Source organism: uncultured Roseobacter sp. (assembly GCF_947488185.1).
In the GTDB taxonomy this organism is placed as follows: Bacteria; Pseudomonadota; Alphaproteobacteria; order Rhodobacterales; family Rhodobacteraceae; genus Roseobacter.
In genome coordinates, this window is the sequence record NZ_CANKYM010000003.1 from 637,521 (window position 1) to 657,412 (window position 19,892).

Annotated in this window: 17 protein-coding genes; 7 read left to right on the top strand and 10 right to left on the bottom strand. The window is 61.8% G+C overall.

Features of this window, described 5'->3' with window-relative positions:
* From ftsA to Q1A52_RS14320, 6 genes are all read left to right on the top strand, one after another.
* Positions 1-1,335 carry a cell division protein FtsA gene (ftsA, locus tag Q1A52_RS14295; protein ID WP_300016576.1) on the top strand — a complete coding sequence of 445 codons (1,335 nt, stop codon included), beginning with the start codon at positions 1-3 and terminating at the stop codon, positions 1,333-1,335.
* 367 nt (positions 1,336-1,702) lie between these two features.
* Entirely contained in the window at positions 1,703-3,316 is a 1,614-nt protein-coding gene (gene ftsZ, locus Q1A52_RS14300; RefSeq protein WP_299782753.1) for a cell division protein FtsZ, read from the top strand.
* A gap of 207 nt (positions 3,317-3,523) precedes the next feature.
* Positions 3,524-4,447 carry a UDP-3-O-acyl-N-acetylglucosamine deacetylase gene (lpxC, locus tag Q1A52_RS14305; RefSeq protein WP_300016579.1) on the top strand — a complete coding sequence of 308 codons (924 nt, stop codon included), beginning with the start codon at positions 3,524-3,526 and terminating at the stop codon, positions 4,445-4,447.
* A gap of 172 nt (positions 4,448-4,619) precedes the next feature.
* Positions 4,620-5,489: an outer membrane protein assembly factor BamD gene (locus tag Q1A52_RS14310; protein ID WP_299782757.1), complete on the top strand. Its 870-nt coding sequence runs from the start codon at positions 4,620-4,622 to the stop codon at positions 5,487-5,489.
* A 29-nt stretch (positions 5,490-5,518) separates the two neighbouring features.
* The gene (gene recN, locus Q1A52_RS14315) at positions 5,519-7,168 is read left to right on the top strand and encodes a DNA repair protein RecN (RefSeq protein WP_300016582.1); all 1,650 of its coding nucleotides are present in this window, start codon (positions 5,519-5,521) and stop codon (positions 7,166-7,168) included.
* A gap of 66 nt (positions 7,169-7,234) precedes the next feature.
* Complete coding sequence (locus tag Q1A52_RS14320) at positions 7,235-8,914, top strand: chloride channel protein (RefSeq protein WP_299782761.1); 1,680 nt, start codon at positions 7,235-7,237, stop codon at positions 8,912-8,914.
* Here the strand turns inward: Q1A52_RS14320 and Q1A52_RS14325 are convergent, their stop codons facing one another.
* The 6 genes from Q1A52_RS14325 to Q1A52_RS14350 form a co-directional block, all read right to left on the bottom strand.
* Entirely contained in the window at positions 8,915-9,259 is a 345-nt protein-coding gene (locus Q1A52_RS14325; protein ID WP_300016585.1) for a DUF427 domain-containing protein, read from the bottom strand.
* A 75-nt stretch (positions 9,260-9,334) separates the two neighbouring features.
* Positions 9,335-11,125 carry an aminopeptidase P family protein gene (locus Q1A52_RS14330; protein ID WP_300016588.1) on the bottom strand — a complete coding sequence of 597 codons (1,791 nt, stop codon included), beginning with the start codon at positions 11,123-11,125 and terminating at the stop codon, positions 9,335-9,337.
* A 48-nt stretch (positions 11,126-11,173) separates the two neighbouring features.
* Positions 11,174-13,051, bottom strand: a complete 1,878-nt coding sequence (gene cobT, locus Q1A52_RS14335; protein ID WP_300016591.1) for a cobaltochelatase subunit CobT — start codon at positions 13,049-13,051, stop codon at positions 11,174-11,176.
* A complete protein-coding gene (locus tag Q1A52_RS14340) occupies positions 13,048-13,755 on the bottom strand; it encodes an aspartate/glutamate racemase family protein (protein WP_300016594.1) in 708 nt (235 codons plus the stop codon). The genes cobT and Q1A52_RS14340 overlap by 4 nt, the downstream gene beginning before the upstream one ends.
* Positions 13,756-13,777: 22 nt before the next feature.
* Complete coding sequence (gene cobS, locus Q1A52_RS14345) at positions 13,778-14,764, bottom strand: cobaltochelatase subunit CobS (protein WP_195820588.1); 987 nt, start codon at positions 14,762-14,764, stop codon at positions 13,778-13,780.
* A gap of 125 nt (positions 14,765-14,889) precedes the next feature.
* Positions 14,890-15,516, bottom strand: a complete 627-nt coding sequence (locus Q1A52_RS14350) for a J domain-containing protein (protein WP_299782772.1) — start codon at positions 15,514-15,516, stop codon at positions 14,890-14,892.
* A gap of 74 nt (positions 15,517-15,590) precedes the next feature.
* On the opposite strand from Q1A52_RS14350, the gene Q1A52_RS14355 reads away from it, so the two are divergent.
* Positions 15,591-15,848 carry a BolA family transcriptional regulator gene (locus tag Q1A52_RS14355; protein WP_300016597.1) on the top strand — a complete coding sequence of 86 codons (258 nt, stop codon included), beginning with the start codon at positions 15,591-15,593 and terminating at the stop codon, positions 15,846-15,848.
* A 9-nt stretch (positions 15,849-15,857) separates the two neighbouring features.
* Here Q1A52_RS14355 and Q1A52_RS14360 read toward each other — a convergent pair whose 3' ends face one another.
* From Q1A52_RS14360 to Q1A52_RS14375, 4 genes are all read right to left on the bottom strand, one after another.
* On the bottom strand, positions 15,858-16,316 hold the full coding sequence (locus Q1A52_RS14360) for a DUF4177 domain-containing protein (RefSeq protein ID WP_300016600.1): 459 nt from the start codon (positions 16,314-16,316) through the stop codon (positions 15,858-15,860).
* A gap of 136 nt (positions 16,317-16,452) precedes the next feature.
* Positions 16,453-17,964 carry an Asp-tRNA(Asn)/Glu-tRNA(Gln) amidotransferase subunit GatB gene (gatB, locus tag Q1A52_RS14365; RefSeq protein WP_300016603.1) on the bottom strand — a complete coding sequence of 504 codons (1,512 nt, stop codon included), beginning with the start codon at positions 17,962-17,964 and terminating at the stop codon, positions 16,453-16,455.
* A gap of 86 nt (positions 17,965-18,050) precedes the next feature.
* A complete protein-coding gene (locus tag Q1A52_RS14370; RefSeq protein ID WP_300016606.1) occupies positions 18,051-18,536 on the bottom strand; it encodes a hypothetical protein in 486 nt (161 codons plus the stop codon).
* A 20-nt stretch (positions 18,537-18,556) separates the two neighbouring features.
* Complete coding sequence (locus Q1A52_RS14375) at positions 18,557-19,696, bottom strand: hypothetical protein (RefSeq protein ID WP_300016609.1); 1,140 nt, start codon at positions 19,694-19,696, stop codon at positions 18,557-18,559.
* Between the last annotated feature and the right edge of the window lie 196 nt (positions 19,697-19,892).

Consider the following 19,892-nt stretch of genomic DNA (forward strand, 5'->3'; position numbering starts at 1 on the left):
ATGATGGACTTGTATGAAAGCCAGCGCCAGATGCGCAACATGCGCAAAGCGGCCATGCAGCGCGGTGTAGTGGCCATTCTGGACGTGGGAAGCTCCAAAATCTCCTGCCTTGTGCTGCGCTTTGACGGCATCGGCGATCTGGGTGAAGAGGGCGAAATCGGGTCGCTCGCCGGACAGTCACAGTTCCGGGTGATTGGTGCTGCTACCACCCGTTCGCGCGGCGTGCGTTTCGGCGAGATCCACGCCATGCAGGAGACGGAGCGGGCCATTCGGACCGCCCTGCAGGGCGCGCAGAAGATGGCGGGCATCCGGGTCGATCACGTGATCGCCTGCTTTGCCGGGGCCGATCCGCGGTCTTACGGGCTCGATGCTCAGGTCGAGCTCGAAGGGAAGGCAGTGGATGAACAGGACGTGGCGCGGGCGCTGGCCGCCTGCGATGTGCCTGACTACGGCGTGGGTCGTGAAGTGTTGCACGCGCAGCCGGTGAATTTCGCGCTGGATCACCGCTCGGGCCTCAGCGATCCCCGGGGGCAGCTGGGGAATGCGCTGTCGGTGGATATGCATATGTTGACCGTCGATGGCTCGGCGGTGCAGCACCTGGCGCATTGCATCAAACGCTGCGATCTGGAACTCGCAGGCATCGCCTCGTCGGCCTATGTCAGCGGCATCGCGGCGCTGGTGGAGGACGAGCAGGAGTTGGGGGCTGCCTGCATCGATCTGGGCGGCGGGGCCACGGGCGTGTCGATCTTCATCAAGAAGCACATGATCTTTGCGGATACCGTGCGGATGGGCGGGGATCATGTGACCGGTGACATTTCCATGGGCCTCCAGGTGCCCATGTCCATGGCCGAACGGATCAAGACCATGCATGGTGGTGTGCATGCGACCGGTATGGACGACCGTGAGATGATCGAGATTGGCGGTGACACCGGCGATTTCGAACATGACCGTCGCACCGCCAGCCGTGCCGAGGTCATCGGCATCATGCGTCCCCGTGTCGAGGAGATTCTGGAAGAGGTGCGGGCCCGTCTGGATGCGGCCGGGTTTGATCATCTGCCCAGCCAACAGATTGTGCTGACAGGTGGGGGCAGTCAGATACCCGGGCTTGACGGGTTGGCCAGCAAGATCCTTGGGCAACAGGTGCGTCTGGGCCGTCCTCTGCGGGTGCACGGGCTGCCGCAGGTCGCAACCGGCCCCAGCTTTGCCTCGGTGGTTGGTCTCACACTTTTCGCCGCCCACCCACAAGACGAGTGGTGGGATTTCGATATCCCGGCGGAACGCTATCCGAACCGGTCACTCAAACGTGCGGTCCGCTGGTTTCGCGACAATTGGTAAGGGCACGGCAATACGAATCACGGTGACGTAGCCCATGCGCTATGGTACCTTCCAGACAAGGCCCGCAAGAGGCCCCAAGGCGACCGAGCAGTCGTCAGACATTGTGAGAATTGGCGCGCGAGTCGCGCATCGGGTGCTTCGCATCCGACCGAATCCCTTACGCGTTTTCTAGTGTTGGTTGCGCGCTGTTGCGCGACATCTTGCCAAAGACTACCGCTAGCAGGGGTTTGACGCCGTTTTTAGCCCATATTTTGTGTCGAAATGATGTTTTTTACGTGACGCTTCGACGCTCAAAGGGTAGTGTCAGCCCTGAATAGGCACCAAAAACACCCGTGAATGCGGGGCAGCAGCACAGGCGGATTGTATTATGACCCTTACTCTTTCGATGCCCGGACAGGCGGACCTCAGACCTCGTATTACCGTGTTTGGCGTGGGTGGTGCCGGTGGCAATGCGGTCAACAACATGATCGAGAAAGAGCTGGATGGCGTCGAGTTCGTCGTGGCCAACACCGATGCGCAGGCGCTGCAGCAAGCCAAATCCGACAATCGCGTGCAGTTGGGCATCAAAGTCACCGAAGGTTTGGGGGCCGGTGCGCGTGCTTCTGTTGGCGCTGCTGCCGCTGAAGAGAGCATCGAGCAGATCGTCGACCATCTGGCCGGTGCGCATATGTGTTTCATTACAGCCGGTATGGGCGGCGGCACCGGCACCGGAGCGGCACCGATCATCGCGCAGGCTGCGCGCGAATTGGGTGTGCTGACTGTTGGTGTTGTGACCAAGCCCTTCCAGTTCGAAGGCGCCAAGCGGATGCGTCAGGCCGAAGATGGCGTCGAAGCGCTGCAAAAGGTTGTCGATACGCTGATCATCATTCCGAACCAGAACCTCTTCCGTCTGGCGAATGAAAAAACCACCTTCACCGAAGCCTTCTCCATGGCGGATGACGTTCTGTATCAGGGCGTGAAGGGTGTGACGGACCTGATGGTGCGTCCGGGCCTGATCAACCTCGACTTTGCCGACGTACGCGCCGTGATGGACGAGATGGGCAAGGCGATGATGGGCACGGGAGAGTCAGATGGCGAGGATCGCGCGGTTCAGGCGGCTGAGAAGGCAATTGCGAACCCGCTGCTGGACGAAATCAGCCTGCGCGGCGCAAAGGGTGTGCTGATCAACATTACCGGTGGTCACGACCTGACCCTCTTCGAACTGGACGAGGCGGCCAACCGCATCCGCGAAGAGGTGGACCCGGAGGCGAACATCATCGTCGGCTCCACGCTGGATACGGACATGGGCGGCCTGATGCGCGTGAGCGTTGTTGCCACCGGCATCGACGCAACGGATGTGAACACGGAAATTCCCGTGCCACGCCGGTCTTTGTCGCAGCCGCTGAAACCTGCGGTGGTTGCTGAAGAAGAAGCGCCCGCGCCAACAGCGGCGGTTATGGCCATGCCAGAGCCGCAGGAAAGTGTTGTAGCAGAGGCAGCCGAAGAGCCGATGCTGTTTGAGTCGCTCGAAGCGGAGCAGACGGCGGCGGAAGGCAGAGGCGAAGATATTTTTTCTCGCGATGACGACGATGATCTTCCGGCACCAGCCTATCAGCCTCAGGTCGCGGCTTTTGAGCCCAACCGCGTCGATACGCCAGCGGAACCAGAGGCCTTCGTTGCCCCGCGCGCACCGACACCCGGCACTCCGTCGCCCGAAGCAATGGCCCGCCTGCGCGCTGCGGCTCAGAAGGCGAGCCCACAGCAGGCTCATCGCCCTGCGGAAGCGCCGGCTGCTGCGCAGGAGGAGCGCCCTCGCTTCGGGATCAATTCGCTGATTAACCGGATGACGGGCCATGGTGAAGGCGGTGCACAGCCAGCTCCGCGTCAGCAGCCCCCGGTACAGCAGCGGACAGCAGAACCGGCCCCAATGCCGCAGGAACAGGCTGATCCAGATCAGGAACGCATCGAAATTCCCGCGTTTTTGCGTCGCCAAGCCAACTGATCTCTTCACGAATTTGCAAGAACGGGTCGCTTTTTTGCGGCCCGTTTTCTTTTATAATCAGCATCTTAACGTGGTGCAGGCGCCTTTGTGCCTAAATGTAACAGATGTGTTTCAGTCCGTTGCAAAGATTGAGTTGAGCCTCATAGGTTCAATCCATAGGTACGGGTTCAACAGGACCGGAGGGTCCGTGGGTTTTGTGGGGCTATTGTGCAGACTACGATCAAATCAGCGATCAGCTTTTCGGGCTGTGGCCTTCATACAGGTCACAAGGCGACGGTCACGATCAGACCGGCGACCGCAGAGCATGGCATCTGGTTTTCCCGCACAGACGTCGCCGTCGGGGATCGCCTGATCCCCGCACGCTGGGACGCCGTTCTGCGTTCCCCTCTTTGCACAAAGATTCAGAATGCAGCCGGTCTGCAGGTTTCTACTGTAGAACACATCATGGCGGCACTCGCGGGCTGCGGCGTGCACAATGCGCTGGTGGAAATTGACGGTCCGGAAGTGCCGATCCTGGATGGCTCCGCCGTGCCCTTCGTGCGCGGCATCATGCAGCGCGGTCTGCGGACACTGCCCGCACCGGTGCGGGCGCTGGAAGTTCTGAAAACTGTGACCGTAACTGATGGCGAAGCATCTGCAACGCTGGCACCTGCGGACACGTTGCAGATCGACTTCGAGATTGATTTCGCCGATGCGGCAATCGGTCACCAGAAAAAGTCGCTGGTGATGAACAATGGCAGTTTCGCGCGCGAACTCTGTGATAGCCGCACCTTCTGTCGTCAGGCGGATGTGGACGCGATGCGCGCGAACGGTCTGGCGCTCGGTGGAGCACCTGGCGAGAACGCGGTTGTTTTCGATGGTGATCGTGTCTTGAGCCCGGGCGGATTGCGGCACATGGATGAACCTGTACGCCACAAAATGCTGGATGCTTTGGGCGATTTGGCATTGGCCGGTGCACCACTGATCGGGCTGTATACCGGGGTGCGTGCAGGGCACTCTCTGACCAACACGCTGCTGCGCAACCTTTTCGCGACACCGGGTGCAGTGCGCATGGTGGTCTGCGACAAGACCGTGGCATCGCGCCTGCCGGGCTACGGCCTGATCTGGGACGAGATTCCAGCCGTCGCCTAACCCGATGACGCGCCTCTTCATTCCCGGTGGTGCCTTTTCTCAAGCAAGCTTTATAAGACGTGCGCACACAAAGGGCGCAATGGGCGTTTTGCACGGGAAATTTCTGTGCTAGGACCTCTCAGAGTTCGCGCAAATTGCGTCGTGCGGGGGTACGGAATAAAGGTGGCAGAGCATGAGTAAGCTTGGGTCGCGAAAGCGGGTAATCACGGCACTGCTGGTGGCGGCAACGCTGGCGGCATGCGGCGGCAGGGACTCGGGGCGCTCGGGTGGTAACTTTTTCAACCCCGAAGAGATTCCGCTGGAGACCTATTCAGCAGAGCAGATTTTTGAACGCGGCGAGTTTGAGCTGAACCGCAGCAGGCCTGATGATGCCGCCTTCTTCTTCTCCGAAATCGAAAGGCTCTATCCCTATTCCGACTGGGCCCGTCGTGCGCTGATCATGCAGGCGTTTTCCTATCATCGGGATCAGGACTACCCCAACAGCCGGTCTGCTGCGCAGCGGTTCATCGATTTCTACCCCGAAGACGACGATGCGGCTTATGCACAGTATCTTCTGGCGCTCAGCTACTATGATCAGATTGATGAGGTCGGGCGGGATCAAGGGCTGACGTTTCAGGCCCTGCAGTCGCTGCGCGAAGTGATCGAGCGCTACCCGGATAGCGACTATGCCCGCTCCGCAATCCTGAAATTCGACCTCGCCTTTGACCATCTGGCGGGCAAGGAAATGGAAATCGGGCGCTACTACCTGCGCCGGAATCACTACACGGCGGCGATAAATCGCTTCCGCGTGGTGGTTGAGGATTTCCAGACCACCACCCATACGCCCGAAGCTTTGCACCGCTTGGTGGAAGCCTATTTGTCGTTGGGGCTGACCGATGAGGCCCAGACGGCGGGCGCCATTCTGGGCTTCAACTACCGCTCCACCGACTGGTACGAGGACAGCTTTGCGCTGCTGACCGGGCAGGGGCTGACGCTGGAGGCCGCCGGTGACAGCTGGTTGCGGCAGGTGTACCGCCAGACGGTCAAGGGCGAATGGCTCTGATCCGACAGCCATGACAAGCGGGGCGATATATGCTGCGCGGGCTTGATATCTCCGACATGTTGATCATCGACCGGCTGGAACTGAGTTTCCAGCCGGGTCTGAACGTGCTGACGGGCGAGACCGGGGCAGGCAAGTCGATCCTGCTGGATTCCCTGGGCTTTGTGCTGGGCTGGCGCGGCCGTGCCGATCTGGTCAGGCAGGGGGCGGCGCAGGGCGAGGTGACGGCCTGGTTCGATTTGCCTGACGACCACCCCGCCCATGCCGTGCTCGAGGAGGCGGGATTGCCGGGGGGAGACGAGTTGATCCTGCGCCGGATCAATACCTCGGAGGGGCGCAAGACGGCCTGGGTCAACGATAGGCGCTGCTCGGGTGATGTGTTGCGGCAGCTCTCGGACACGTTGGTGGAACTGCATGGCCAGCATGACGATCGGGGGCTGCTGAACCCGCGGGGGCATCGACTGATCCTCGACAGTTTTGCCGGTCTCGAGGCGGCCATCACGAAATGTCGCGCGGCCTGGGCGGAGAAGGGCAAGGCAGCGAAGGCGCTGGCGGCGGCAGAAGCCGCGATGGCCGCAATTCGCGACGAAGAAGAGTTCTTGCGTCATGCAGTTGCCGAGCTGGATGCTCTGTCGCCCGAGCCGGGAGAAGAGGCCACGCTGGACGTGCGTCGCAGGACCATGCAAGGGGCCGAGAAAATCCGCAGTGATGTGATCCGCGCGCATGAGATCCTTGGCCAGCAGGGCGCGGAAGCCGCGCTCAGCGACGCGCTGCGGTGGCTGGATGGCGCTGCAGAGCAAGCGGAGGGAGCGTTGGAAGCCCCCATGGCATCGCTGTCCCGCGCCTTGGTGGAACTCCATGACGCGATGGGGGGCATTACTGCTGCTATTGACGGGCTGTCCTTTGATCCAACGGAGCTTGAGGACACCGAAGAAAGGCTCTTTGCCATCCGCGCGCTGGCCCGCAAGCACGACGTCCTCCCCGATGATCTGGCCGGTTTCGCGGGAACCCTGCGGGACAAGCTTGCGGCCCTCGATGCCGGTGATGCCGATCTGGCGGCGTTGCGCCAACAATGCGAGGCAGCAGAAGCGCGCTATGCATCTGCTGCGGCAGCTCTGACCGAAGTGCGTCGCCGGGCGGCCAAAAAGCTGGACAAGGCCGTCAGTACGGAGCTGGCCCCCCTCAAGATGGAACGTGCCGTCTTCGAGACGCAGATCTCCGAGGACCTACCGGGACCCGAAGGTGCCGATGCCGTGGCCTTTACCGTGGCGACCAACCCCGGTGCGCCCTCCGGGCCGCTCAACAAGATTGCCTCCGGCGGGGAGCTCAGCCGGTTCCTGTTGGCGCTCAAGGTCTGTCTGACCAAGGGCCAGACCGGCTTGACGATGATCTTTGACGAAATCGACCGGGGTGTCGGCGGGGCCACGGCAGATGCCGTCGGGCGCAGGCTGGCGGCGCTGGCCAGCGAGGGGCAGGTGCTGGTGGTGACGCATTCGCCGCAGGTCGCGGCCCTGGGCGCGCATCACTGGCGGGTGGAAAAACAGGTGTCGGATGGCATGACGACCTCCACCGTGACACCGCTGCCGACGCCGGACCGGGTCGACGAAATTGCGCGCATGCTCTCCGGCGATACGATCACGGAAGAGGCACGGGGCGCTGCGCGTGCCCTCCTCGCGGGATAGAGTGGTCAAAGGGCTTTCCCCCATAGGCGGCTTGGCCTAGACAGGGTGTAGCCAGAGTACGAAGTGATGTCCAAGCGATCCATCTTATCCCAGCAGCTCGACGTAGCGCTGACCACCTGCCGGGATGGGTTGCGGTTGCTGCGTCACCGGGGGCCCAACCAAATCCAGTTCTGGTTCATCGCGTTGCTTATCGGGATCGCCGCGGGGTTTGCCGCGCTGTTTTTTCGCAAGGGCGTCAATGCCTTGCAAACCTATCTTTATGGGACCGAAGATGTCCGTCTGTTGCATAGTTTCGCGGAATCCCTGCCGTGGTATCTGGTGCTGATCATCCCGATTTGTGGCGGGTTGGTCGTGGGCGTGATCCTGCATGTTTTCACCAAGGACGGTCGGGCGCGGTCGGTGGCGGATGTGATCCACGGTGCCGCGATGCACAATGGCCGCGTGGAAACCCGCGCAGGCCTGGCCTCGGCGCTGGCCTCAATGATCACGCTGGGGACTGGCGGCTCAACCGGGCGGGAAGGGCCGGTTGTCCACCTCGCTGCCGTAATCTCCACCTGGGTCAACCGGCGCATGCACGCGAATGGGATCACCGGGCGCGATCTTCTGGGATGTGCCGTGGCCGCGGCCGTGTCGGCCAGCTTCAACGCGCCAATTGCCGGGGCGCTCTTTGCCCTTGAGGTGGTGCTGCGTCACTTTGCGGTGCACGCCTTTGCCCCCATCGTGATCGCCAGTGCGGCGGGGACGGTGATCAACCGGCTGGAATTTGGCGGGGTGACCGAATTCACCCTCACAACCGTGAACGAAGTGCAGTTCTATCAGGAAATGCCGGCCTACCTGATCCTGGGCCTGGTCTGCGGGCTCGTCGCCGTGGCCTTGATGAAGGCGATTTTCTGGGCGGAGGATTTCGGCAACCGCTTGCAGGATCGGACGGGCTTGCCGCGCTGGCTGCGCCCCGCAGTCGCCGGTGCCATGCTTGGGACAATCGCGATTTGGTTCCCTCATATCATCGGCGTTGGGTATGAGACGACGTTCTTGGCCATGGACGGTCAACTGCTGCTGCACGAGGCCGTGATCTTCGCGGTTCTGAAGGCCGTCGCCGTGGCGATCACCATGGCCGGGCGCATGGGGGGCGGCATCTTTTCACCGTCGCTGATGGTCGGCGCGCTCACGGGGTTGAGTTTCGGGCTGATCGCAACCAGCATTTTCCCCGATGTCTCAGGCTCCATATCTCTCTATGCGCTGGCAGGAACAGGCGCGGTTGCGGCAGCCGTCCTGGGTGCCCCGATCTCGACGACATTGATCGTGTTCGAGCTGACCGGGGACTGGCAAACCGGGCTCGCCGTGATGGTGGCCGTCTCGATGTCCACCGCGCTGGCTTCGCGCCTCGTTGACCGTAGTTTCTTTCTGACGCAGCTTGAACGCCGGGGCATTCATCTGGCTGCGGGACCGCAAGCCTACTTGTTGGCGATGTTCCGGGTCGGTACAGTCATGCGCCCGATGGATGACGAACGGGCCGCCAGCGAAGATGCCTGCTGGGAAATGATCGGCGACGGGGTCTACATCGACACCAACGCCACGCTGGAATCCGCCATGCCCATTTTCGAGACTGGCGTGCGGTTCATCCCCGTGGTCACACTGAGCGCGGATGCGTCACCCCCTGAGTTACAAGGGGCTTTGTTCCACGTGGATGCACTGAAGGTCTACAATCGCGCTCTGGCGGCCACGGCGGCCGAAGAGCACTCCTGATCAGATCTGCTCTACCGTCACATCCCCGTTTGCATAAAACGCCAGGTGATCCTTGATCCGCGCCACCCCGTCCTTGGGATCTTCGTAGGACCAGGCGACGTCCTTGAGCGTCGTGCTCTTGGTGACAACTGAATAGTAACTGGCGTCCCCCTTATGCGGGCAATGGGTCGACTTGTCCGTCCGGTCCAGAAAGGCCATCGCAATATCACCACGCGGAAAATAGATCACGGGCGGGTAGTCGCCCTCGACCAGTTCCAGCGCCTCGGTGCTTTCCCCAAGCACGGCACCGCCAGCGCGCACGCTCCACGTGCCGTCCGCCTTCCGTATGGTGATATGGTCTGCCATGGCAAGCGTCTCCCCCTCTTGACGTCAAACTCTATCCGCGCCGCCTGTAACAGGACGATGACGCCGCGGCGGGCGTCAGATGGGCGCAGTTGCGGCATCCAACCACGTTTTCGCAGCGGGCGATAGGCGGGGGCCGATTTTTTCTGAAACCTCAGCGTGATAGGCATTGAGCCAGTCGCGCTCGGCCACCGTCAACCGCTCAGCGACGATCAGGCGGCGGTCGATCGGCGCAAAGGTCAGCGTGCGCCAGTTCAGCATCTTGCGGTGATTGTCGCCGCCGGGTTTGTCCGGCGCCTCCTGGGCCACGATCAGGTTTTCAATGCGGATGCCGAATGCGCCCTCCCGGTAGTATCCGGGCTCATTCGACAGGATCATCCCGGCCTCGATAGGCACATGGCTCACCCGGCTAAGGCGCTGCGGTCCTTCATGCACGCTCAGATAAGTGCCAACGCCATGGCCAAGCCCATGGTCGAAATCCTGCCCGGCAAGCCAGAGCGGCATCCGCCCAATGGCCTCAATATCCCGTCCGGCCAGCCCAACAGGCCAGCGCAGCCGGCTCATCGCGATCATCCCCTGCAGCACGCGGGTGAAAGCCTCGCAGGCGTCCTCAGGCGGGGCACCGATGGCGATGGTCCGCGTGATATCCGTGGTGCCGTCCAGATACTGCCCGCCGCTGTCCAGCACGATCAACTGACCGTCTTCCAGCACGCTGTCGGTCTCTTCCGTCACGCGGTAGTGCATGATGGCCCCGTTCGGTCCAGTGCCGGCGATGGTCTCGAAACTGATGTCCTGCAGCGCGTTGTCCGTGCGGCGTAAGCCTTCCAGCTTGGTCACCACCTGAGTTTCACGCAGGCTGCCGGCGGGGTGCGCATCAAGCCAGGCCAGCAGTTCCACCACGGCCGCGCCGTCGCGCAGGTGGGCGGCAGCGGCGCCCTCGATCTCGGCATCATTCTTGCGCGCCTTGGGCAGGGCGCAGGGGTCGCCGTCAAAGACCGCGCGGTCTCCCAGAATTTCCGCCAGCGCAAAGGGCAGGGTGCCCCGATCCACGCGGATCTCGCCGTCGAGCGCATCCACCGCCGCCGTCAGATCGCTTGGTGTGTGCTGCGTCACATCCGGGCCCAGATGATCGCGCACATCCGCGAGCTTCTCTGCCGCCATGAATAAATCCACCGCGCCGGTATCGTGCAGGATGGCAAACCCCTGCGCCACGGGGTTGCGCGGAATATCCGACCCACGAACATTGAGCAGCCAGCAAAGCGAATCCGGCAGCGTGATCACCGCCGCCTTATGCCCATCCTCGCGCAGCTCTTCGGCCAGCCGGGCGCGCTTCTGATCATGGCTCTCCCCGGCAAACTCAAGCGGATGCACCTTGACCACGCCCAAGGGCGCCTCGGGCTGATCCGACCAGATGCGATCCACGAGATTGTCGCAGGCCCGCATCTCCACGCCGGTATCCTGCAGCGCCTTGCGCAGGGTCTCGATCTGCCCGGCGCTGTGCAACCAGGGGTCAAACCCAACCACACCCCCCTCCGGCAGTTGCTCCGGCAGCCACGCACCCAGCGACGTCTCGGGCCAGGGCACCGGCGTGAATGCCTCCGCCACCTGCGCCTTGACCTGCGTCCGGTAGCGCCCATCGATGAAAACCCCGGCCACCTCCGCCAGTGCCGCGCAAAACCCGGCAGAGCCAGTGAACCCGGTCAACCAGGCCAGCCGCTCATCACGCGCTGCGACATACTCGCCCTGATGCGCGTCCGCGCGCGGCACCAGAAACCCATCGAGCCCCTCGCCCGCAATCATCTCCCTCAGGGCCTCCAGCCGGGGCGGCCCCTGCTCGGGCCGTGCGGTGACTTCAAAGCTCTGAAACATGGACGCCCTTTCATTGTTCCGATCAATATGCCCCCCGGAGGGCCGGGATCAGCTTGCGCGCTTTATCCCCATCACACGCGCCCGCGCCCGGGGATCGCTGTCAAAAAGGGCCGCCAACTGCTCGGTCATGGCCCCCGCCAGCTGATCCACATCCGTGATCGTGACGGCGCGGTCATAGTACCGCGTCACGTCATGCCCGATCCCGATGGCCAGCAGTTCCACCGCCCGGCGTTTCTCCACCATGGCAATCACGTCGCGCAGATGCTTCTCAAGGTAGTTCGCCGGGTTCACCGACAGGGTGCTGTCATCCACCGGCGCACCATCGGAGATCACCATCAGGATCTTGCGCGCCTCATGCCGCATCAGCATCCGGCGGTGCGCCCATTCCAGCGCTTCACCGTCGATGTTCTCTTTCAGCAGCCCCTCTTTCATCATCAGTCCCAGATTGGGCCGTGTCCGCCGCCAGGGCGCGTCTGCGGATTTATAGATGATGTGGCGCAGATCGTTGAGCCGCCCGGGTTGCTGTGGGCGTCCGTCGTTCAACCAGGCCTCGCGCGCCTGTCCGCCCTTCCACGCCCGCGTGGTAAAGCCGAGGATTTCGACCTTCACGTTGCAGCGCTCCAGCGTGCGCGCCAGCACATCGGCACAGATCGCGGCAATCGAAATCGGTCGTCCCCGCATGGAACCGGAGTTATCCAAAAGCAGGGTCACAACCGTATCCCGGAACTCGGTGTCCTTCTCGACCTTGAAGGACAAGGGCGTCGTCGGGTTGGCAACCACCCGCGCCAATCGCCCGGCATCCAGCATGCCTTCTTCCAGATCGAATTCCCAGGACCGGTTCTGTTGTGCCTGCAAGCGGCGCTGCAGTTTGTTGGCCAACCGGCTCACGGCCCCTTTCAAGGGCTCCAACTGCTGATCAAGATAGGCCCGCAGCCGCTCCAGCTCCACCGGTTCGGCAAGCTCTTCCGCCCCGATCTCTTCATCATGATCATTCAGGTACACAAGGTAATTCGGGTCCGCATCCGATGCAGGGGGCGGGGCAGGCGGCTCCATCGGGGCCTCCCCCTCCGGCATCTCCGCCTCATCGCCCATTTCCTGATCAGCCATGTCATCCATGGAAACCTGGGCCTGGCTGGCGTCCTGCTGCTCTTCCTGGCTCTGCTCGGGGGAGCCTTCGGCCTCTTCGTCGTCCTGATCATCCTGCCTGGTGCTGTCAGGCTCGCTGTCGTCTTCGGAACCCTCCTCGGCCTCGTCTTCCTGATCTTCGTCAATCTGGTCGGGATCGTCGCCCAGCTGATCGCCATACCCCAGATCGGAAATCATCTGGCGGGCAAATTTCGCAAAGGCCGACTGGTCGCTCAGCGTCTCATCGAGATTATCCAGCGTCCCGCCGCATTGATCCTCGATGAACCCGCGCCAGAGCTCCATCACGTTCTGGGCACCCGCCGGCAGGTCACGACCCGTCGCAAGATGGCGGATCAGATATCCCGCCGCCGTTGCCAGTGGCGCATCCGCCGCCTGGGTGACCTGATCATAGCCCTTGCGCATCGCCTCATGGGCGATCTTGGCATCGATGTTGCCCGCCGTGCCGGGCATGTCGCGCGCGCCCATCGCCTCGCAGCGGGCGGTCTCCATCGCTTCGTACAAATCGCGCGCCATGTCTCCTTGCGGCTGATACTTCGCATGGGTCTGACCGTTGTGATAGCGCCGGTTCAAAGCCAGCGCATCCGCCGTGCCCCGCGCCAGCATCACCTCGTCCCGCGTCATCCGGCGGCTGACCTGCGGCAGGCGCATGGCATCGCCCGACAGGCCTGCCGGGTCCACGGAATAGGACACCGTCAATTCCGGGTCATGCGCCATCACCTTGGTGGCCTCGGACAGCGCCTTCTTGAACGCGTCTGCCGGATTGTCTGACGGTTTGCTCATCCTTGGGTGCCTCTCGTTGGGTGCGGCAGGGCCGCCTTGCCCGTGGCCAGATCGGCCAGGAGCGCAACATGCACATCCAGCGCATCAATCACTTTATACCCCGGGTCGTGCTCGTCAAATGCAAGGTTCAGATCCGTCCCGGCCAGAACCACTGCATCGGCACCCTGATCCGCAACCATCCGGCGTCCGGCCTCGAAAAACAGCGCGCGATCCTCTTCGGCGCAGTCGCCGCGCACGGCCATGTTCCGGTAGGCGGTGCCGACCTCTTCCATGTTGCCGTCGGGCGCCACGGCATGTGTCCGGCTCAACTGCCCGTAGAGCTTGGTGCGCATGACAACCTCGGTGCCCAAAAGCCCGATCCTCTTGACACCTTGCTCCGCAAAATACGCATCAAGAGGGGTCACGCCGCTGATCAGAGGCAGGGAGGAGAGGGCTTCGGTCTCGGCGAAACAGAAATGCCCGCCCAAAGAGGTGATCGCCGCGCAATCGGCTCCCGCTGCCGTCAACCGATCAATCAGCCGCGCGTATGCCTCTGCCTGTTCCTGCCGCAGATCGCCAAGGTTGTTGCGGATCAACTCATCCACATCCGCATGCACAATCGTCAGCTCCAGCCGATGTCCCCTAGATCGCACAAGGGAGGTGAGCCGCTGATAATAAACAACGGTCGCGGCGGGGCCGATGCCTCCAATCAGTCCCAGGTGCATGGTTCTGATCCCCGCATGCAGATCACCCCAGACTGACGCTGGCCGCGCTCTCCGGCAGCTCTTCGTCAAAGAGCCGCTGGTAGAATTCCGCGACGGTTTGCCGCTCCAGCTCGTCACATTTGTTGAGGAAGCTGAGGCGGAACGCATAGCCCACGTTGCGGAAAATTTCAGCGTTCTGCGCCCAGGCAATCACCGTGCGCGGCGACATCACGGTCGACAGATCGCCGTTCATGAAAGCCGTGCGCGTCAGGTCCGCCACGGTGACCATCTGCTTGACGATCTTGCGGCCCTTCTCGGTGTTGTAATGCGGGTTCTTGCTGAGAACGATGGCGGTTTCGGCATCGATGCTGAGATAGTTCAGCGTGGCGACCAGAGACCAGCGATCCATCTGACCCTGGTTGATCTGCTGGGTACCGTGGTAGAGGCCGGTAGTATCCCCAAGGCCTACGGTGTTGGCCGTTGCAAAGATGCGGAAGAAGGGATGCGGCGTGATCACCTGGTTCTGGTCAAGCAGCGTCAGCTTGCCGTCCACCTCCAGCACCCGCTGGATCACGAACATCACATCCGCCCGGCCCGCATCATATTCGTCAAAGACGATCGCGGTCGGATTGCGCAGGGCCCATGGCAAGATACCTTCTTGAAAGTCAGTGACTTGCTTGCCGTCCTTCAACTTGATCGCATCCTTGCCGATCAGGTCGATCCGGCTGATATGACTGTCGAGGTTCACCCGGACGGCAGGCCAGTTGAGGCGCGCGGCAACCTGTTCGATATGCGTGGATTTGCCCGTCCCGTGGTAGCCTTGGATCATCACGCGGCGGTTATGCGCAAAACCTGCCAGGATCGCCAGCGTCGTGTCGGGGTCGAACTTATATGTCGTGTCCAGATCCGGCACGCGGTCGCTGCGGTCTGCAAAGCCTTTGACCACCATGTCCGTATCAATGCCAAAGACGTCGCGGACGTGGATCTCTTCGGTGGGCTTAGTGTTGATATCCAGTGCGCCGTCGGCCATGAGGTCATACCCCCTTTACAAAAATGCGAAAAGCGGGCCGCGCGGGCCCGGATCATCTGGTGCAACATATATTGCGCAGGTGCAAGGGGAAGGGGCGGTCCAGTTGGGCGAAAGTGATGGTGCCATCAATCCTTGAAGTTGCGGCTGCCCTTGATCTGATCCCAGGCCCAGACCACTTCCTGAAGCTGTTCTTCCTGGCTGCGGTCACCGCCGTTCATATCCGGGTGCAAGACCTTAATCAGCGCCTTGTAGGCTTTGCGCACTTCGGGCTTGGTCCAGGTGTCCTTGGCCTCAAGAATCTCCAGCGCGCGCCGTTCGGTGGGCGGCAGGCGGCGGCCCGCCTGTGCCCCGCGTCCCGGGTTCTGCGTGGCATTCGCGCCCAGCACCTGATGCGGGTCTTCGATGCCCAGCCGCGCCCAGGCGCGTGCCTCCGGGTCGCCCATCGGTTTTGTATTCCGTTCCCAAACCTTGTCCTTTGACATCTGGGCGTTGAGCTCGGCCTCGGTGGTGCCGTCAAAGAAGTTCCACTTCAGGTTATACTCGCGCACATGCGCCTGACAGAACCAGAAGAAATCATCCAGAACGTCCGGCGCTTTTGGTGCGCGATACTTGCCCGGCTCGTTGCATCCCTCGTGATCGCAGACGCGTGTCGACGTCTCGGAGGCACCGGACATGCCACGCCGACCACGTGGGTTTTTCTTCTTGGAAGAAGAGACGGACATATCGAATCCAAAGGGATCTTGTTTTGGCATATTGGCACCTATACGAGTCGAGGCCGCTTAGTTTAGACTGCACACGGAAAGAGTGAAGGGGTCTGGGCAAAAAAATGTCGAAACGACAAGAGATTGAAGATCGGTTGCGCGAAGCTTTTGCGCCCCACATGTTGGAAGTCATCGATGACAGCGAAAGCCATCGCGGCCATGCCGGTTACCCGGAGGGCGGTGAAAGCCATTTCAACGTGGCGATCCGGGCGGGCCAGTTCAAGGGCATGACCCGGGTTGCGCGCCACCGGGCGATCCACGCGGCCCTCGGGCCGCAGTTGATTTCGGAAATCCACGCGCTGGCGATTGACGCGGACGTTTAAGCTCGCCGGTCAGCTGTCTGATTTTTCTTCTTTTCTGACGGCGGCCAGCTTTTTCAGAGAGCTGGTCATGCCAGAGACTTCGCTGGCCTCCTCAACGCCATTGTCGCTGAGCATCCGGCTGGCGCCTGCGCTCTGAGAGGCGTCATCTTCCGGTGTCTGGGGCGTGGCGAGCGGCGGTTCCGCGCGTTCTACCGCGACCGGCATAATGATGCTGGCGGGGTCGGGCAAAGCTTCGTCCAGCGGTTTGCGGAAGACCAGGACATTGCGCCAGTTCGTGGTGGTCGAGGCCAGCCCGGAGCGTTCGACAGAGGGCAGGGTTTCGGCGCGCTGATATTCCCAGCCCTCGGCGGCCATCTGGTTCATGACGTCTTCCAGCGCATGGGAAAACCGGTCCTCTGCAGATTTGATCCCCTTGGCCTTCACGCCCCGGTTTGGGGCGCTGATCACCCGGTACTGATACTGTGGCATTTTGCCGGTCTCCCGCATTGTGATCTGTTTTATATCAAGTCGGTGCATCGCCGCCAATTGATTGTCGGCGGGGCACCCATGTTACCGTAGATTTTCAAGTGTATTGCGTTGCCTTCGCGCAGTTTGTCGGTCGCGATCAGCCTTTCAGTTTCTGCGCCACCAATTGGTTGACGGCCTTGGGATTGGCCTTGCCGCCCGTGGCTTTCATCACCTGTCCCACGAACCAGCCCGCCAGCTTGGGATTTTCCTGCGCCTTGGCAACCTGGTCGGGGTTGGCTGCGATGATCTCATCCACGGCTGCTTCGATGGCACCGGTATCGGTCACCTGCTTCATGCCGCGCGCCTCGACGATCTCTGCCGGGTCGCCCCCTTCGGTGTAGACGATTTCAAAGAGGTCCTTGGCAATCTTGCCGGAAATCGCGTCAGACGCGATGAGGTCGATGACCCCCCCAAGCTGCGCTGGGGAGACAGGGCTGTCGGTGATGTCGGTGTCGTCTTTCTTGAGGCGACCAAAAAGCTCGTTGATCACCCAGTTCGCCGCCATCTTGCCGTCACGGCCTGCAGCTACGGCTTCGAAATAACCTGCGGAGTCGAGATCGGCAGTCAGTACTGACGCGTCATAATCCGACAGACCGAAATCGCTGATGAACCGCGCCTTTTTTGCGTCCGGCAGTTCCGGCAGGTTTGCGCCGATCTCATCGACCCAGGCCTGTTCGATCACCAGGGGCAGCAGGTCGGGGTCGGGGAAATAGCGGTAGTCATGCGCCTCTTCCTTGGAGCGCATGGAGCGTGTCTCCATCTTGTCGGGGTCAAACAGCCGCGTTTCCTGATCGACCTCGCCGCCCGCCTCGACAATGGCAATCTGGCGTTTGGCTTCGATTTCGATGGCTTGCTGGATGAAGCGCATGGAGTTCATGTTCTTGATCTCGCAGCGGGTGCCCAGATGGCTGAAATCCTGTGTCGCCTGATACTTTTCATACTGACCGGGCAGGCAGATCGACACGTTCACATCCGCGCGCATCGCCCCCGATTGCATGTCACCGTTGCAGGTGCCGAGATAGCGCAGGATCTGGCGCAGCTTGCCCAGATAGGCCGCCGCCTCTTCGGGGCCGCGAATGTCAGGGCGGCTGACGATCTCCATCAGCGCAACGCCCGTGCGGTTGAGGTCGACAAAGGACATATTCGGGTCCATGTCGTGGATCGATTTGCCTGCGTCCTGTTCGAGATGGATGCGTTCGACGCGGACCAGCCGCGCGGTGCCGTCGCCCATTTCCACCAGCACCTCTCCTTCGCCCACAATGGGGTGATAGAGTTGCGAAATCTGATAGCCCTGCGGCAGGTCGGGGTAGAAGTAGTTCTTGCGGTCGAAAGCGCTCTCCAGATGGATTTCTGCCTTCAGCCCCAGCCCGGTGCGCACCGCCTGTTCGACGCAGTACTCATTGATCGTGGGCAGCATGCCCGGCATGGCCGCATCGACGAATGAGACGTTGTTGTTGGGCTCCGCGCCGAATGTGGTGGAGGCGGCGGAAAAGAGTTTCGCCTTTGAGGTGACCTGCGCGTGGACCTCCATGCCGATGACCAGTTCCCAGTCATGTTTCGCGCCGGAAATGACTTTGGGTTTCGGGGTGTCGTAGGTCAGATCCAGCATTGTGGTCCCTCATGAGGCAAGTCTCAGTGTGGGACCGGGTTTAGGCCAGCATGCGCAGTGCTGCAAGCCCCCGTCGCGGGTGTCCATCAGTGGGTGCTTGGGAGATCGCGCCAGCGCAGTTGCACGGTATCTCCCGCGCTGTCTGGCAGGGCGTCGGCTGGCACCATGCGGGCTTCGCTGGTGAAGTTATCCTTAATCCGTACGACAATCAGACAACAAAACGGGAGCGACATATCAACACTGACGATATCGTGGGGTCCGTGTGGTGCGATGGTGATCAGTTGAGCAGGTTTGCAGTCATCGTGACAACGAACCGGTCCTCGCGTCGGCAGATCAAAGGCGATGGCGACGTGCAGGCGGGCGATGCCCTCGTATATCGGCAGATGCTCGCCCGTTAGCTCGAAATAGGCGCGGGCAGACTGTAGCAGGCGCATGTACAAAGTGTGCAGCCGAGCCGCAGGGTCATCGGATGGCCCGGTGCACGTATCTCCATGCGGCGGCGTGCCCTTGCGATGCCAGTCAATCCAGTCTCCACTGTCCCAGTGGGTGGCGTCTGCGGGTATCGTGCCCATGATGCTTCCTTTCGACGGGTTCAGGTTGGTTTGGTCACGGGACCGTTGGCGGTGAAAATGATGCGTTTGCCCTGCGCGATCTCCCGGCGAAAGAGATCGGCGATGATGCGCAGAGCTTCGGCTTGGCCTGCCGCCGCAAAGCCACGCGGGGAATGCACCCGCAGATTGTTGTCGAAGCCGGTCGCGGCGTGGGCCCATATCAGCGGATGCAATTCGGTCATATGCGTGCGCACGATCCAATCTGCACAGGCCGCGATTTGTGATCGTGCCTGATCGGCGGGATCGTAACCGCTGAAGTTGCTGCCGACGGTATTGGCGCAATAGGCGGCGAGCAGGTTGACGGTGTATTGATGTGGCTTGCGATCCAGGATGTCGTGCAGCCCTTCAACGAAAAACTCGAGATCCAGTTCCGCGCAGGCTGTGTCATCCCCTGAGAGCGCATCAAACATAACCCAGGTGTAAGCCCCTGCGCCCCAGATCGCCTGGGTACGGGCCGCAGTCCGCCGGGCTTCAAGCTCCAGCCGGGCATGGGTGCCGAACCAGCGCGGGCTGAGGTAGTTGCCAAGCGCCCGCATTGGACCAGGGTTGCCCGGATCAAGATCGATCAATGTCTCGTAGTCGCGGGCCAGATCATCAGGCGTGCCGCGCCCGGCACCATGCAGCGCGCATTTTGCGGCGGCCAGAACAGGCGAGTCGATCTTTCGCATATCAAACGGCATCAGGATGTCACGTGCACGGTCGAAATGTGCATTAAAGGCCTCGCGGTTGCGACGCGGTATCTGGCTGTCCCATCCCGTGCCGCGCCACGCCCATCCGATGTCCATATGCGCCTGGGCCACGATAGTGGCTAGGGTCACGTCATTCTCAGCATCAGAGAGCATCAGCTCCAACGCTTCGATTCCGCTCAACAACGGGGCGCCGCGCGCAGGCCGTCCATCGAAGAGGGCATGTTCTACTGCGAGCACAACATCCGAGCGCGCGCCATAGCTCAGTAGATCGGCAACCGGCATGCCGCCCGGCGTGGCCCGCCGCACGGTTTCGGCGAGGCGAATGCCCTCGGCCAATTCCATCCATCGGTCCTGACGTGCGAGAAACTGGCCGCGCAACTGATGCGTATCGCGGGCATTTTCTTCTTCGGTTGGATTCGGACAGGCGATCATGAGAGCACTTTCCGGGCGGGTAGGTCTTTGCAGGCCCGCATGGATCGGCCTGTCCATACTCTGTTCAGCAGGTGTAGGCGCAGATCGACGCAAATGGGCCAAGGCAGTTTTGGCGTAACGGTGCAGCAGCGACATTTAAAACTTCCAACTTGGTACGCTGTGAAGGATGCCGGTTGTTTGGGGCTGAAACATGGCA